This is a genomic window from Paraburkholderia sp. BR10936, from assembly GCF_040965735.1.
GTDB lineage: Bacteria > Pseudomonadota > Gammaproteobacteria > Burkholderiales > Burkholderiaceae > Paraburkholderia > Paraburkholderia nodosa_A.
The window spans coordinates 174,909-188,890 of record NZ_JBFRCM010000002.1 but is presented as its reverse complement, the minus strand read 5'-3'; the positions used below and the strand labels follow the sequence as shown (position 1 = coordinate 188,890).

The window sequence follows — 13,982 nt, the reverse complement described above, 5'->3', positions numbered from 1 at the left end:
GCATTTAGCACGGTCAGCCGGCGCGATTACCAAACCGACCGATTATCCGCGGCGTGCGGAAAAGCGGCGATGCGACGAAAGTGAGTGCGCGCTATTTGTGCGCGCTCGATAAAACTTGTCATTACCGGGGGCAGCGATGAATCATCACCAACTCGAAAAGGACATTGAGCATCTCGAACATATCATCGGGCGGCTCTCGGGGCGCGACCGTATTCCGCTCTCTTATTGGCGCGGCCGGCTCGAGTCGGTTTCCGGCGAGAACCTCGTGCCTTCGCAGGTGCAGCGCGTGAAGCGGCTCAACGAAGCGCTGCGCGCGCTCGAAAGCCGTCTGTCGCACGAATCGCTTGGGCAACGCGAACGGTAACGCCAACGTTTGCGATAGCGTTGTAAAAATGCGCGCCTGCATCGTCGCACGGGCTCCAAACCGGTCACAATGGCACTCTCTTGACCGAACTGGAGATGCGTTTTCATGCCGAGCTACAAGCAACTGACCGCCCAGCTGGAGAAGCTTCACAAGGAAGTGGCTGCGGCGCGTGAAAAGGAAATTGACCAGGCGATCGCCGAGATCAAGGAAAAAATCGCGGAGTACGACATCACCGCGGAAGAACTGGGCTTCACGAGCCGACGTGCAGGCCCCGCGCGCAAGAAGGCGCTGCCGGCCCGCTACATGAACCCGAAAACCGGCGAGACCTGGAGCGGCCGTGGCCGCGCGCCGGGCTGGCTGGCGGGCAAGAACCGCGAACGCTTCCTCATCAAGGAATAACGGGCCAATTCCTGCCAGGCCGTTGCACCAGGGGATGCGCAGCACCCGCCGAGACGGCCGCACCGTATCGAGTCCCGAAAAAGCTCACCTCAGGTCCCGCGCGGCGCGCAGCGGCATGCCGCAACGAGCGGGACCAGGACGCTCACGCAGCGCTTGCATGTCTGTGGCGAAAGGAAATTCTCGTGAAAACGGGGGCGTCTCGCGAGCGCGGCGGGTGCACGAAGCTGTCGACGGTGCGCTCGCATCGAGGTCCTGTAAAAGCTCACCTTTGCCAACGCGGCGCGAACCAGCGCGTCTAACCCGTTCGAACCCCATCAAACCTTTAGTCGGCGGGGCGAATGCCGTGTATCATTCGGTCCCGGCGCCTTTTCGCTTTTTTGCGCGGGCATCCGCGGGACATTCCCGATCGCTCGTGCTATTTGCCGTGCGTCGCAGGCAGCGCACTGCTCGCCGCACGCGCCGTAAGCGTTGCTTGAAAACGCGCCCGCAAGCGCCGCCGCGCTCGCCGCAACCCCCGCCGCGCGGCCCGGTTGCCCGAATTCATCTGTGATACCCGCCCTATCCATGTCAGTAGCCGAACTCAGACGCCGCCGCACGTTCGCGGTCATTTCTCACCCGGACGCGGGCAAGACCACGCTCACCGAAAAGTTGCTGCTGTTTTCGGGCGCGATCCAGATCGCGGGCACCGTGAAGGGCAAGAAGAGCGGCCGCTTCGCGACCTCCGACTGGATGGAGATCGAAAAGCAGCGTGGCATCTCGGTCGCCAGTTCGGTCATGCAGTTCGAGTACGGCGACGCGGTCATCAATCTGCTCGACACGCCGGGCCACGAGGACTTCTCGGAAGACACGTACCGCGTGCTCACGGCGGTCGACGCCGCCGTGATGGTGATCGACGGCGCGAACGGCGTGGAAGCGCAAACGCTCAAGCTGCTCGAAGTCTGCCGCAGCCGCAAGACGCCCATTCTCACCTTCATCAACAAGCTCGACCGCGAAGTGCGCGAGCCGCTCGACCTGCTCGACGAAATCGAGCAGCACCTGGGCGTGGCTGCCGTGCCGTTCACCTGGCCCATCGGCATGGGCAAGGAGTTCCAGGGCGTGTACGACATCCAGCGCGACCAGGTACGCGTGTTCCGCGCGGGTCAGGAGTCGCTGGGCGGCGCGGTGGAAACGCTGCAGCACATCAGCGACGCCGATGGCGAAGCGCGCTTCGGCTATCACTGGAAGCGCACCAAGGAAGAAGTCGAGCTGATCACGGGCGCGACGCCCACCTTCGATCGCGACGCCTTCCTCGCGGGCGAGCAGTCGCCGGTGCTGTTCGGCTCGGCGATCAACAACTTCGGCGTGAAGGAAATTCTCGACGCGCTGGTCGATCTCGCGCCGCCGCCGTCGCCGCGGATGGCCGTGCAGCGACCGGTCTCGCCAGAAGAGCCGAAGTTCACGGGCGTCGTGTTCAAGGTGCAGGCCAACATGGACCTCGCGCACCGCGACCGCGTGGCGTTCATCCGCGTGTGTTCGGGCCATTTCGAGCGCGGCATGCAGCTGAAGGTCACGCGCAACAACAAGACCTTCCGCGCGAACAACGTGGTGAGCTTCCTGTCGCAGCGCCGCGAGACCGTGGCCGAGGCGTACCCTGGCGACATCATCGGTATTCCTAACCACGGCACGCTGAGCCTCGGCGACACGCTCACCGAAGGCGAAGACCTGCAATTCACGGGTCTGCCGTTCTTCGCGCCGGAAATCTTCCAGACCATCGAAGTGGTCGATCCGATGCGCGCGAAGCAACTGGGCGAAGCGCTCAAGCAGCTTGGCGAAGAGGGCGCGATCCAGGTGTTCCGCCCGATCCACGGCGGCGCGACGATCCTGGGCGCGGTCGGCCAGCTGCAGTTCGAAGTGGTGTCGCACCGCCTCGCGGCCGAGTACAAGGTTGCCGTGCGCCTGATGCCCGCGCGCTATCGCCTCTCGCGCTGGGTGACCTGCGACGATCCCGCCGAGCTGCGCCGCTTCACCGATTCGTACGAGGCCCGCATGGCCTACGACGCGTCGAACGCGCCGACCTATCTCGCCTCGCACGTCTCCGAAATCGAGGTCGCGCAAAAGGCGTGGCCGAAGATCGTGTTCAACGAGCTGCGCGAGCATTCGGGCGCGCCGTTCCGCAAGTCGATGTAACACACACGGCGCGCTCGCGCCGCGTTCACAAACCAGGCAAAGTCCTTCTCGCGCATCGTGGTGCCACACGCCCAGGGCGGCGTGCGGCGCCATGCCGCCGCATCTGCGCTCATAGGCGCCGGGCGAAATACGCGCAGCGCCTGCGCGCTTGCCCTATCCTCTTCTCGTAACGGTAAAAGACGACAAACCGGCGTTCGCCTCTATGGCAAGCGCCTGTCCGACCGACGAGGAGTGCCTGTGACCGTACGCAATCTCGATGCAGTGTTCCAGCCGAAATCCGTGGCCGTGATCGGCGCTTCGCAGCGCCCCGGCAGCATCGGCAGCATGGTATGGCGGCGGCTGATCGAAGGCGGCTTCACGAGCCCGCTGTGGGCCGTCAATCCGCGCCATGCGGGCGACTTCGAAGCCTTCGACGGCCGGCCCGTGCTCGCCGACGCAAGCGACCTGCCCGAGGCGCCCGGCGTCGCGATCATCTGCACGCGGCCCGCCACGTGGCCTGCGCTCGTGCATCGCCTCGGCGGCATGGGTACGCGCGCGGCGATCATCGTCGGCGAGGCGAGCGACGAGGCCGATCAGGCCGACCTGCGCCACGCACTGGCGGCGGCGCGCCCGCATCTGCTGCGCATCGTCGGCCCCGGCAGTCTCGGCGCGCTCACCCCCGCGCTCAACGCGCAGCTGGGCGCGGCAGCGTCGATTGCGCGCAAGGGCGGCGTGGCCTGGGTGTCGCAGTCCAACGCGCTCACCAACGCGGTGCTGCGCTGGGCCGCGCCGCGCGGCCTGGGCTTTTCGCACGTGATCGCGCTCGGCGACGAAGCCGACGTCGACGTGGGCGACGTGCTCGACTACCTCGCGAGCGACCCGAGCACGCGCGCGATCCTGCTCGAAGTGGACACGATCCGCGCGGCGCGCAAGTTCATGTCGGCGGCGCGCGCGGCGGCGCGCAACAAGCCTGTGCTCGCGCTGAGAAGCGGCCGCGACGACAAGGGCGATGCGCTCTACACGGCGGCGTTCCGGCGCGCGGGTCTCGTGCGCGTCGACACGCTCGACGACCTGCTCGACGAAATCGAAACGCTCGGCGTGGGTCGCGTGGCCGCGAGCGACACGGCCACGCTCATCACGAGCGACCGCGGCGTGGCGACACTTGCGCGCGACGCCTTCATGAAAGCCGGCGACACGCTCGCCCGCTGGAACGACGAAGCGCTGGCGGCCGTCCAGGCCGCGCTGCCGCACGCGCAGGCCGGCAATCCGCTCGTGCTCGGCGACACCGCGAAGCCTGAGCACTTCGGCCTCGCGCTGCAAACGCTCGCCACGCACCGCTCGAGCGGCACGGCGTTCGTCGTGCACGCGCCCACCCACAGCGCGCCGGTGGACGCGGTGGCGCGCACGCTGATCGAGCAACAGCGTTTCGCGTATCGCGGCATGCTCGCGTGCTTCTTCGGCGGGGTGGACGAAACCACGCGCGACGAACTGCACGCGCACGGCATTCCGGTACACACCACGCCGCGGCGCCTGGCGCGCGCGTTCGCCCGTCTCGTCGATTACCGGCTGGGCCGCGAGCTCTTGATGCAGACGCCGGAGACGATGCCCGCGCAGGGCCCGGCTGCGATCGAGGCCGCGCAGGGCAAAGCGCGCGCGGCGCTGGCGGCCGGGCGCACGGAACTGAAAGGGGAGGAGGCGGGCAGACTGCTGGCCTTGTTCGGGCTTGTCACGCAGGCGCAGGACGAACCGGGTGTGAAGCCCGTGGTGGATGTGTCGGTCGAGTTTCGCGACGACGACAACTTCGGCCCGGTGTTCCGTTTCGCCGCGCCTTCGCCGGACGACTTTTCGCCGCCGCTGCGCGTGTACAGCCTGCCGCCACTGAACCCCGTGCTCTCGCGCGACATCGTCGCGCACTCGCCCTATGCGCGCTACGCGGCGCCCGAGCCGACGCTGGCCGCGCTCACCGAGCTATCGCAGTTCGTGTGCGAGGTGCGGGAAATCGTGGGCTTGCGTCTGACGCTGCGTGTGCTGCCCGAGGCGGTCGTGGTCGTCGCGCCCTGCCTGCAGCTCGCGGAAAAGCGCAGCCGCTTCGCGATCATGCCGTATCCGCGGCGGCTCGAAGAAACCATCGACTGGCACGGCGAGCGCCTCACGATCCGCCCGATCCGTCCCGAAGACGAGGAGATGCACCGCACGTTCGTCGAGTCGATGACACCCGACGACTTGCGCCTGCGCTTCTTCTCGGCGGTGCGCAGCTTCGATCACACGCAACTCGCACGCATGACGCAAATCGACTACGACCGCGAGATGGCGCTGATTGCGGTGGTGCATGGCGAGGACGGCCAGCCGCGCACGCTGGGTGTGGTGCGCGCCGTGGCCGATCCGGACAACGAGACCGCCGAGTTCGCGGTCGCGATTCTGTCGAATCTCAAGCGCGGCGGCCTTGGCCGCTTGCTGATGTCGCGCATCATCGAGTACGTGCGCTCGCGCGGCACGCACTGGTTGCTCGGCGAGGCGCTGCGCGAGAACGCGCCGATGATCGGCCTCGCGCGCGCCTGCGGCTTCACCGTCACGCCCACGGAAGACCCGGGCGTGGTCGGCTTTCGCATGCCGCTCGACTGAGCCGGCGCACCTCGCTGCTTAGGCGGCCAGCTTCGCGAGCGCGTCGTCGATCTGGCCGCGCGTGAGTGCGAGCTCTTCAAGCCAGGCCTCGCCGTACTGCGCGCCGGTTTCCTTCTCCAGCCGCGCGATGGTTGCAGCGCAGCGCGCGGCGTCCTTGGGCGTGGCGATGAACGCCTTCACCGACTGGCCGCCCTGGAACGCCTCGAACAGCGGCATGCGGATTTCGTCGGGCAGCGCGCGCGTGGTCCACTGATGCGTCTTGCCGTTGAAGGTGAGCGACGGCGGCAGCACGCGCTCCTTGCGCGTGGCCGGAATCAGGCCGAAATTGCGCGCGGCTTCGGCGATCTGCTCGGCCGTGAACAGCTCCTCGGGAGCGATCTCGAATTGCGCGATGGCGGTTTCGACGGTCTTCATCGCGTCGGCGCGGTCGTCGCGCTTTTTCTGCGCGCGCGCGACGATATCGCGCAACTCGTCGGCTTCGTCAGCCGAGATCGTGAAGCTCGCCTGTTTCTGCTGAAGCTCGGAAAAGCGCTGGAATTCTTGATCGGTCAGGAGTTTCGCCATGGGTTTCGAATGCGCGTGAGCCGCTTGCCCGCCGGTTTGCGGCAGCGCGCGCGGCGCACAGGTTTTTTTGAGAGGGCCGCCATTCTAACCGTTTTGCGTGGCCGGCTTGAGTCCACCGGGCGTCAGGCTGCGCCGTCCTCGCGGAACATCGACAAGGTCTGCACGGTCGCGCTCAGCATTTGCGTCGCCTCGTCGAGCGAGGGCGCGACATAGTCGTCGATGCGCTTGAGGAACGGGCAGGTGAGCGCCGCGATCGCCTGACCCGAAGGCCCGAGCACCGGAAACGTCACGTCGGTCACGCCGAAAATCTGCTGACTGTCCTTGCGCGAGAAGCCCGCCTCGCGCACCTGCTCGCACGCGGCTTCGAGCGCCGCGTGATCGATCGCCACCTCGCCCTTCACCTTCGTATGCTCCGCGAGCATGTGCGCGCGCTGCTCCGGCGTTTGCCAGGCGAGCAGCGTGCGGCCCGAACTCGTGTCGACGAGACCCACGCGCGAACCCAGCCGCACCGCGATGCCCCATGTGCCCGGCCCGTCCACCTGGGCGATCACGAGCAGGTTGCCGCGGTCGTAGACGGTGAGATGGCACGACTGCTCGGCTTCGTCGGCGAAGCGCTGCATGAGCGGCAGCGCTTCCGAGATCAGGCGCTCCATGGGCGGGTGACGATGCGCGAGCGCGAAGAGTTTCAGGCTCAACGCATAGCGGTCGCCGCCTTCCGAACGGATAACGTATTGCCGCGCGACGAGCCGCTCCAGCATGCGGTAGATCTCGCTCGCGTTGCGTCCCAGCGCCTTCGTGATCTCGGCGCGCGTGAGGCCGGCGCGCTGTTCCGCAAGCAGTTCGAGGATGTCGAGCCCCTTGTCCAGCGCGGGCGCGCGATAGCGATCGGCGTCGTCTTTCTCGTCGGCTTCCTCGGGCACGTTGTCCATCTGGCTCTTCTTCGTGTTCTTTTCCATTCGATCGTCCCCAGGGAAATCACGGACCCATGCTGCACTGCACATCGCTTGACCTTGGGATGTGCGTATATGAATAATGCATTCACTGGTGAATAAACGCCAGCGTCGTCAGGTTGGGAAAAGGCAGTTGCAACAGGTCGCGGGCGCGGCGGCATTTCGCTCGATGGCGACAAGGGCGCAGGATTAAACGCGGAGACGATCTGTGAACGGCAACGCACCCCATACCGATGCACGCCTGATTCTGCTCGCGCCCGAGGACAACTGCCTGATCGCGGCAGCGCGTCTGGCAGCGGGCGAAACGGTAGAGATAGAAGGCGAGCGTGTGACGCTCGCCAGGACGATCGAACTCGGTCACAAGGTGGCGCGCCGCGCGCTCGCACAAGATGAGAAGGTGCTGCGCTATGGCGCGCGCATCGGCCACGTAAGCGAGCCGGTGGCGCGCGGCGAGCATCTGCACACGCACAACCTGGAAAGCGATTACTTGCCGACCTACACGCACGACGCGGGGCACGAATTCGTGCCGCACAAGTAACGCCACCATGATGCGGCACGCGCCGCGAGCAGGATTCATGTTATGAGCGATAGCAACGTCACCCCTTCACGAGCCGCCGCGCCCATGCTCCAAGGCTGGCTGCGCAACGACGGACGCAAGGGCATACGCAACGTGGTTGCGGTGGCCTATCTCGTGGAATGCGCGCACCACGTGGCGCAGGAAATCGTCGCGCAGTTCCGCGAACCCCTTGGCGCGTTCGACGATCCGCCCGCGCTGCAGCAGCCAGAAGCGCCGCCGGTGCATCTGATCGGTTTTCCGGGCTGTTTCCCCAACAGCTACGCCGAGAAGATGATGAAGCAGCTCACCACGCATCCGAACGTGGGCGCGGTGCTGTTCGTTTCGCTCGGCTGCGAGAGCATGAACAAGCACTATCTCGTGGAGCAGGTGCGCGCGAGCGGCCGTCCGGTAGAAGTCCTGACGATCCAGGAAAAGGGCGGCACGCGCAGCACGATTCAGTACGGTCTCGACTGGGTGCGCGAAGCGCGTGCGCAACTCGCCGCGCAACAGAAAGTGCCGATGCGCCTCGATGAACTCGTGGTCGGCACGATTTGCGGCGGCTCGGACGGCACGAGCGGGATCACCGCCAACCCGGCTGTGGGCCGCGCCTTCGATCAGCTGATCGCAGCGGGTTCGGCCTGCATTTTCGAGGAAACCGGCGAGCTGGTGGGCTGCGAATTCCACATGAAAAGCCGTGCCGCAAGACCTGAACTGGGCGAGGCGATCGTCGCGTGCGTGGCCAAGGCGGCGCGCTATTACTCGATTCTGGGCCACGGTTCGTTCGCCGTCGGCAACGCGGACGGCGGCCTCACCACGCAGGAAGAGAAGTCGCTCGGCGCGTATGCAAAAAGCGGCGCCTCGCCGATCGTGGGCATCGTGAAGCCGGGCGACGTGCCGCCCACGGGCGGTCTCTATCTGCTCGACGTGGTGCCCGATGGCGAGCCGCGCTTCGGCTTTCCGAATATCAGCGACAATGCGGAAATCGCGGAGCTGATCGCGTGCGGCGCGCACCTGATCCTGTTTACGACAGGGCGCGGGTCGGTGGTGGGCTCTGCGCTTGCGCCGGTCATCAAGGTGTGCGCAAACCCGCTGACCTACCGCAACCTCGCCGGCGACATGGACGTGGACGCGGGCCGCATTCTCGAAGGGCGCGCGACGCTCGACGAAGTGGGGCGCGAAGTGTTCGACCGCACGCTGGCCGTAGCGGGCGGCGAGCGTTCGAAGTCGGAAACGCTCGGGCACCAGGAGTTTATCCTCACGTACAAGCGCTTCGAGCCCGTCGGCCCCGCATGCCTGCCCGCCAGTGCGCGCGTGCCGATCGTCGAAGCCGCGAACTGAACCGCGCAGTCGGATGATTTCGTTGTGGAAACAACCATCTCCAGGAGGAGACGAGCCATGGCGCAAGAACAGCATCCCAGGGTGGCGCGCAGGCGCCGTATCGGCCGCACGGCGCTCGAAGTCAGCGCATTGGGTCTAGGCACCGCGCCGCTCGGCGGCCTGTATCGCGACCTGTCCGAAGAAGAGGCGCAAGCCACCGTCGACGCCGCGTGGGAAGCCGGCATCCGCTTTTTCGATACCGCGCCGCACTACGGCCACACCAAGGCCGAGCACCGGCTGGGCGCGGCGCTGCGGCGCTATCCGCGCAACGAGTACGTGATTTCCACGAAAGTGGGCCGCCATTTCGTGCCGCGCACGCACGAGTACGACGGCAGCGAGGGCTGGCAAAACCCACTGCCCTTCGAAGCGATTTTCGACTACACGCGCGACGGCATTCTGCGTTCGTTCGAGGACAGCCAGCAGCGGCTCGGCTTAGTCGATATCGATATCCTGCTCGTGCACGATATCGGCCGCTACACGCACGGCGAGCGCAACGAGCACTACTGGCGGCAACTGCGCGACAGCGGCTTCAAGGCGCTCGACGAATTGCGCAAGGCGGGCGCGATCAAGGCGATCGGCTTCGGCGTGAACGAGCGCGAAGTGATACGCGAGGCGATGCAGGAATTCGACATCGACTGCGCTTTGCTGGCGGGCCGCTATACGCTGCTCGAACAGGCTCCGCTCGACGACCTGCTGCCCGAGTGCGAGAAGAAGGGCGTGAGCATTCTGCTGGGCGGCGCGTTCAACTCGGGCATTCTCGCGCACGGACTGCTCGGCGAACTCAAATTCAACTACGCCGACGCGCCGCAGGACGTGGTCGAACGCGTGGCGCGGCTCGATACGATCTGCCGGACCTACGACGCCCCGCTCGCGGCGGCGGCGCTGCAGTTTCCCTATGCGCACCCGGCCGTGGCGACGGTGCTCAACGGCGCACGCAGCCCGCAGGAGGTGCGCGAGAACGTCGCCTCGTTCGAGACGAATTTGCCCCGCGAGTTGTGGCTCGCGCTGCGCGACAAAGGTCTCCTCGATCCGCGCGCGCCGCTTCCGCAGGCTTGAGCCATGACTACCATCTCTACGATCGAACGGATCGACGCCCATCAGCACTATTGGGACCCGGCACGCGGCGACTACGGCTGGCTCACCCCTTCGATGACCGCGCTGTATCGCGCGTTCGGACCCGCCGATCTCGCGCCGCTGCGCGCGTCGTGCGGCGTGGCGCGCACGGTGGTCGTGCAGGCCGCGCCGACTATCGAGGAAACACGCTGGCTGCTCGATCTTGCACGCAACGAGCCGTCGATTGCGGGCGTGGTGGGCTGGGTCCCGCTGGACGATCCGCACGTCGCCACGCTGATCGCCGAACTCGCGCGCGAGCCCAAGCTGCGCGGCGTGCGCCCGATGCTGCAGGATCTGCCCGACGACGACTGGATCGCGAAAGCCGATACCGCGCGCGGCGTGCAAGCGCTCATCGCGCACGATCTCGCTTTCGACGCGCTCGTGTTCACGCGCCACGCGGATGCGCTCGCGACGTTCCTCGCGCGGCATCCCGCGCTGCGCGTGGTGATCGATCACGGCGCGAAGCCGCCGATCGCGGCGGGCGGCGAGAGCGGCTTTGCGGCGTGGGCGCACGCCATCACGCGCTTCGCGCAGTTTGCGCACGTGCACTGCAAGCTGTCGGGGCTCGCGACCGAAGCCGCGCCCGGCTGGGACGACGCTACGCTGGCGCCGTGGGTCGCGCATCTGCTTGCCGAGTTCGGGCCGCAACGCCTCATGTGGGGCAGCGACTGGCCGGTGCTGAACCTCAATGGCGATTACGCACGCTGGTACGCGAGTGCGCAGCAGCTTACACAAGCACTTTCCGCAGACGAGCGCGCCGCCGTTTTCGGCGGCAACGCTGCGGCTTTCTATCGGCTTGAATCCGGGCTCGGGGACCATCCAGCCGGTTAGAAAAGGTCCGTCGAACGCCACGAGGCGCGCCTGCGTCGCCATAATGGCCGTTTGCGTCATCCCAACTTCTTCCCGCGATTTCTTCGCTCGATCGCGGCATGGGGGCCTGCTGCAATACGGGGTATCGCCGTGCCGCGCTTCCAACTGGAGTGGCAGATGGTACAAAGACTGGCCGGCAAAACGGCCCTGATCACCGCGGCGGGCCAGGGCATCGGCTACGCGGCCGCCGAACTGTTCGCGCGCGAAGGCGCACGCGTGATCGCCACCGATCTGCGCATCGACGCGCTGGCAGCGCTGCCGGTCGAGGCGCGCAAGCTCGACGTGCTCGACGGCGCGGCCATCACGGCGCTCGCGCAGGAACTGGGCGCGATCGACGTGCTGTTCAACTGCGCGGGTTTCGTGCACGCGGGCTCGATCCTGGAAGCGAGCGAAGAAGACTGGGACTTCGCGTTCGATCTGAACGCGAAGGCGATGTACCGGACCATCCGCGCCTTCCTGCCGGGCATGCTGGCGAAGGGCGGCGGGTCGATCATCAACATGTCGTCGGCGGCGTCGAGCGTGAAGGGCGTGCCCAACCGCTTCGTGTACGGCGCCTCGAAAGCCGCTGTGATAGGGTTGACGAAGGCTGTGGCCGCGGACTTCGTGACGCGCGGCGTCCGCTGCAATGCGATTTGCCCGGGCACGGTGTCGTCGCCGTCGCTGGAGGAGCGCATCGCCGCGCAGGCGGCGGCGCAGGGCACGAGCGTGGACGCGGCGCGCGCCGCGTTCGTCGCGCGCCAGCCGATGGGGCGCGTGGGCAAGCCCGAGGAAATCGCGGCGCTCGCGCTCTACCTCGCTTCCGACGAATCCGGATTCACGACCGGCCAGGCGCATGTGATCGACGGCGGATGGTCGAACTAGTTAGCCCGAACCATCGCCCCAGGCGATTCTGACCGACTGCAACGCACAGACACACGAGGAACACAGACGATGAAACTGCTTCGCTACGGCCCGAAGGGCCACGAGAAACCGGGCCTGCTCGACGCCGAAGGCCGCATTCGCGCGCTCTCGGGCAACGTGGCCGACATTGCGGGCGACGTGCTCTCGGACGCCGGCCTCGCGCAACTGCGCACGATCGACCCGGAAACGCTGCCGCTCGTCGAAGGCAATCCGCGTATCGGGCCCTGCGTGGGCCACATCGGCAAGATGGTCTGCATCGGTCTGAACTATGCCGATCACGCCGCCGAGTCGGGCATGCCGGTGCCGAGCGAGCCGGTCGTCTTCAACAAGTGGACGAGCGCCATCGTCGGCCCGAACGACGACATCGAGATCCCGCGCGGCTCGAAGAAGACCGACTGGGAAGTGGAACTGGGCGTGGTGATCGGCAAGCACGCAAAGAACGTGAGCGAGGCCGATGCGCTCAACTACGTGGCGGGCTACTGCGTGATCAACGACGTGTCCGAGCGCGAATGGCAGATCGAGCGCGGCGGCCAGTGGGACAAGGGCAAGGGCTTCGACACCTTCGGCCCGACCGGCCCGTGGCTCGTCACGCGCGACGAAGTGGCCGATCCGCAGAACCTCTCCATGTGGCTCGAAGTCGACGGCCATCGCTACCAGAACGGCAGCACGCGCACGATGATCTTCACGGTCGCGAAGCTGGTTTCCTATCTCTCGGAGTGCATGAGCCTGCAGCCGGGCGACGTGATCTCCACCGGCACGCCGCCGGGCGTGGGCATGGGCGTGAAGCCGAATCCCGTGTTCCTGAAGGCGGGGCAGACGGTGCGCCTTGGCATCGAGGGCCTGGGCGAGCAGCAGCAGAAAACGCGCGCGGCAGAGTAAGCGCGCCTGACGCACGAAAAAGCGCGCGAGGGGAGGCGGGACAAACCCGCTTCACCTCGCGCGCTTTGTTTGCGGCGCAGACTTTTCAGTTCGTCGGACTTTTGTCTTCCGGCCCGCTGCCTTCCGCGAGCCGGTTCACCGTCCCCTGCGCCAGCGCCACGAGCTTTTCGTCGCCGTTTTCCATCACGTACACGCTGCACTGGCAGGTGGCCTGGTGGCGCCCCGCGTGCACTACACGGGCGCGCGCCATCAGCGTGCCCTTGAGCGCCGGGCGCAGATAGTTGATCTTGTATTCCCCCGTCACCACCCGCGGCCCAAGGGCCAGCGCGCCGGCAAAGGTCAGCGCGTTGTCGGCGAGATAGCTGATCACGCCGCCATGCACGTAGCCGTGCTGCTGCTTGAGGTCGTCGCGTACCGGCAGGCGCAGGGTCAGCTCGTCCGCTCCCACGTGTGTCAGTTCCGTTCCGAGCAGCACGCTGAACGGTTGGGCATGCAAAGCGCCGCGTGCGCGGTCCACAAGATCTGTCATCGTCGCATTCCCTGGGTCTATCCCCGAGTGGTTTCCTAACCACTCTAGGAAGCCTTAGCGTCGAGTCAAGGTGAATCGAATCGAGCTGCCAACTTACATTAGTTGCGTATACAAAAAGGGCTCAATTACGTATACGAACGACTCCCCTGTCAGCAAGCATTTGATTGCAAAATGTATACGGAACTAGCCCATTTGGCGCCATTTTCCCATCTTGGTCGTCAATTCTTTGCAAACACGGCGTGATTTTCGCTGGTCGTCAGGCCGTCAGCCCGTCAGCTCAAGCGCTGCCATCCTCCTTGCGAGGAACATGAAGCCCTGCGCCCCAACGCGCTAAGGTGTTGAAAGAGTGGAGACAAAAATGGGACCAGCCGACTTCGGCGCATTCGAGCACGAAGGTTGGGAACGTGTCGCGCAGGCCTATCAAACGTATTTCGGCGATTTGACTGCCCAGTCGAACCGCGCGATGCTCGAGACGCTTGGCGTGGGGCGTGGCACGCGCTTTCTCGACGTCGCATGCGGGCCTGGCTACCTCGCTGCCGCAGCCAGGCGCCGTGGTGCGGACGTCGCCGGCGTGGATTTCTCGGTCGCGATGGTCGACAGACGTATCGGCGCGATGCCGGGGAACTTCGGATTCCTGTGTGCTGTGTCTTGGCTTCCGCACTCAAGGCATAGGTGCAAGATTGTTTGCGGGAGGTCCGAGCGACAGCCCATCAT

13 protein-coding genes and 1 pseudogene are annotated in these 13,982 nt (G+C 66.1%); 11 read left to right on the top strand and 3 right to left on the bottom strand.

Annotated features, from left to right (window positions below):
- The first annotated feature begins 136 nt into the window (after window positions 1-136).
- From AB4Y36_RS04265 to AB4Y36_RS04250, 4 genes are all read left to right on the top strand, one after another.
- Window positions 137-364 carry a hypothetical protein gene (locus AB4Y36_RS04265; protein ID WP_069261448.1) on the top strand — a complete coding sequence of 76 codons (228 nt, stop codon included), beginning with the start codon at window positions 137-139 and terminating at the stop codon, window positions 362-364.
- A 105-nt stretch (window positions 365-469) separates the two neighbouring features.
- On the top strand, window positions 470-763 hold the full coding sequence (locus tag AB4Y36_RS04260) for an H-NS family nucleoid-associated regulatory protein (RefSeq protein WP_069261447.1): 294 nt from the start codon (window positions 470-472) through the stop codon (window positions 761-763).
- A gap of 564 nt (window positions 764-1,327) precedes the next feature.
- Window positions 1,328-2,929, top strand: coding sequence for a peptide chain release factor 3 (locus AB4Y36_RS04255; RefSeq protein WP_069261446.1), 1,602 nt, complete (start codon window positions 1,328-1,330; stop codon window positions 2,927-2,929).
- A 237-nt stretch (window positions 2,930-3,166) separates the two neighbouring features.
- Window positions 3,167-5,530, top strand: a complete 2,364-nt coding sequence (locus AB4Y36_RS04250; RefSeq protein ID WP_368616508.1) for a GNAT family N-acetyltransferase — start codon at window positions 3,167-3,169, stop codon at window positions 5,528-5,530.
- Between the two features lie 18 nt (window positions 5,531-5,548).
- On the opposite strand, the gene AB4Y36_RS04245 is transcribed toward AB4Y36_RS04250, so the two are convergent.
- Both AB4Y36_RS04245 and AB4Y36_RS04240 read right to left on the bottom strand, forming a co-directional pair.
- Complete coding sequence (locus tag AB4Y36_RS04245) at window positions 5,549-6,094, bottom strand: hypothetical protein (RefSeq protein ID WP_069261444.1); 546 nt, start codon at window positions 6,092-6,094, stop codon at window positions 5,549-5,551.
- A gap of 122 nt (window positions 6,095-6,216) precedes the next feature.
- Window positions 6,217-7,050, bottom strand: a complete 834-nt coding sequence (locus AB4Y36_RS04240; protein WP_256094445.1) for an IclR family transcriptional regulator — start codon at window positions 7,048-7,050, stop codon at window positions 6,217-6,219.
- Window positions 7,051-7,252: 202 nt separating this feature from the next.
- On the opposite strand from AB4Y36_RS04240, the gene AB4Y36_RS04235 reads away from it, so the two are divergent.
- The 6 genes from AB4Y36_RS04235 (at window position 7,253) to AB4Y36_RS04210 (ending at window position 12,739) form a co-directional block, all read left to right on the top strand.
- Complete coding sequence (locus AB4Y36_RS04235) at window positions 7,253-7,582, top strand: UxaA family hydrolase (protein ID WP_069261443.1); 330 nt, start codon at window positions 7,253-7,255, stop codon at window positions 7,580-7,582.
- A gap of 42 nt (window positions 7,583-7,624) precedes the next feature.
- Window positions 7,625-8,938: a UxaA family hydrolase gene (locus tag AB4Y36_RS04230; protein WP_342946926.1), complete on the top strand. Its 1,314-nt coding sequence runs from the start codon at window positions 7,625-7,627 to the stop codon at window positions 8,936-8,938.
- Between the two features lie 57 nt (window positions 8,939-8,995).
- Window positions 8,996-10,033: an aldo/keto reductase gene (locus AB4Y36_RS04225; RefSeq protein ID WP_368682386.1), complete on the top strand. Its 1,038-nt coding sequence runs from the start codon at window positions 8,996-8,998 to the stop codon at window positions 10,031-10,033.
- Window positions 10,034-10,036: 3 nt separating this feature from the next.
- Entirely contained in the window at window positions 10,037-10,921 is an 885-nt protein-coding gene (locus AB4Y36_RS04220) for an amidohydrolase (RefSeq protein ID WP_368616504.1), read from the top strand.
- Between the two features lie 156 nt (window positions 10,922-11,077).
- A complete protein-coding gene (locus tag AB4Y36_RS04215) occupies window positions 11,078-11,821 on the top strand; it encodes an SDR family oxidoreductase (RefSeq protein ID WP_069261439.1) in 744 nt (247 codons plus the stop codon).
- Window positions 11,822-11,890: 69 nt separating this feature from the next.
- A complete protein-coding gene (locus AB4Y36_RS04210; RefSeq protein WP_028202870.1) occupies window positions 11,891-12,739 on the top strand; it encodes an ureidoglycolate lyase in 849 nt (282 codons plus the stop codon).
- 85 nt (window positions 12,740-12,824) lie between these two features.
- On the opposite strand, the gene AB4Y36_RS04205 is transcribed toward AB4Y36_RS04210, so the two are convergent.
- Window positions 12,825-13,268: a PaaI family thioesterase gene (locus AB4Y36_RS04205; RefSeq protein WP_069261437.1), complete on the bottom strand. Its 444-nt coding sequence runs from the start codon at window positions 13,266-13,268 to the stop codon at window positions 12,825-12,827.
- 358 nt (window positions 13,269-13,626) lie between these two features.
- On the opposite strand from AB4Y36_RS04205, the pseudogene AB4Y36_RS04200 reads away from it, so the two are divergent.
- Window positions 13,627-13,869, top strand: a pseudogene (locus AB4Y36_RS04200) (class I SAM-dependent methyltransferase); the annotation flags it as partial.
- Between the last annotated feature and the right edge of the window lie 113 nt (window positions 13,870-13,982).